We start from the raw sequence: 1,496 nt of genomic DNA on the forward strand, positions 1-1,496 counted from the left end.
GCGGTGGCCCGCTCGGCCCGCTCGGCCAGGGCTCCCGGCGCGTAGCCCCACTGCTCCTCCAGCCAGCGCAGCCGGCCGGCGACGACGAGGCGCCCCTCGACGCGGGCGCGCACGCCGAAGCCGGTGCTGGAGCGGAACCCGCTCGCCTCCGGGACGTCGAGACCACGGGCCCCGGCCACGATCGCGGCGGCGAGTGGATGCTCGGACCCGCGCTCGACGGCCGCGAGCATCCGCAGGCTCTCGTCGTCGCTGGACTCGACGACCTGGAAGGCGCCGGTGGTCAGCGTGCCGGTCTTGTCGAGCACGACCGTGTCGATGCTGCGACTCGCCTCGAGCACCTCGGGTCCGCGCAGGAGGATCCCCAGCTGCGAGCCGCGTCCCGTGCCCACGAGCACGGCGGTCGGAGTCGCGAGCCCCAGCGCGCACGGGCAGGCGACGACCAGAACCGCCACGGCCGGCGAGACCGCGGCCGCGAGGTCGGCTCCGGCGAGCAGCCAGCCGGCGAGGGTCGCGAGGGCCAGCACCACCACGACGGGCACGAAGACGGCCGAGACGCGGTCGGCGAGGCGCTGCACCCGGGCCTTGCCCGCCTGGGCGTCCGAGACCAGGCGGCCCATCCGGGCGAGGGTCGTCTCGGAGCCGACCCGGTCGACGCGGACGATCAGCACGCCGTGCGCGTTGAGGACTCCGCCCGTTACGGCCGAGCCCGGCCCGACCTCGACCGGCACGCTCTCTCCGGTCAGCATGCTCGCGTCGACGGCGCTGGAGCCTTCGAGCACGGTGCCGTCGGCGGCCACGGTCTCGCCGGGTCGCACGCGGAGGCGGTCGCCGACGGCCAGCGCGCTCGCGGGCACCCGCTCCTCCGCGCCCTCCGGCGTGACCCGGACAGCGTCCTTCGCCCCGAGCCGGAGCAGCGCCCGCAGCGCAGCACCCGCGTCGCGCTTCGAGCGCGCCTCGATGTACCGACCCGCGAGCACCAGCACCGGTACCGCTGCGGCGACCTCGAGGTAGATCTCGTCGTGGCCCGAGCGACTGCCGAGCAGTTCGAACGGCATCTGCATCCCTGGTCGGCCGGCGTCGCCGAGGAACAGCGCGTACACCGAACAGAGGAACGCGGCGCTGACGCCGAGGCTGATCAGGGTGTCCATGCTCATCGCGCCGTGGCACAGCGCCCGCCACGCGGTGCGGTGGAACGGTAGCGCCCCCCACACGGCCACCGGCGAGGCCAGAGCGAGGGCGAGCCACTGCCAGTTCGCGAACTGTAGGGGCGGCACCATCGAGAGCACCACCACCGGCACGGCGAGCAGGGCGGAGACGCGCAGGCGGGTGCGCAGAGCGCGGCGCTGGAGGTCGTCGCCGGCGTCGGTGGGAGTGCCGTCGCTGTCGCCGTCGTCCGCGCCCTCGGGAGGCGAGGGCAGCGTGGCCGTGTACCCGGCCGCCTCGACGGCGGCGATCGCGTCGGCGGGCGTGGTGCCGGGCGGGAGCGTCAGCGTCGC

General features: G+C 75.7%; 1 protein-coding gene. It reads right to left on the minus strand.

Annotation, left to right across the window (positions count from 1 at the left end):
* A partial coding sequence (locus ACH61_RS15370) for a heavy metal translocating P-type ATPase (RefSeq protein ID WP_068213740.1) occupies nt 1–1,496 on the minus strand: 1,496 nt, incomplete at both ends.

It is taken from the genome of Rathayibacter tanaceti (assembly GCF_001634385.1).
Lineage (GTDB): Bacteria > Actinomycetota > Actinomycetes > Actinomycetales > Microbacteriaceae > Rathayibacter > Rathayibacter tanaceti.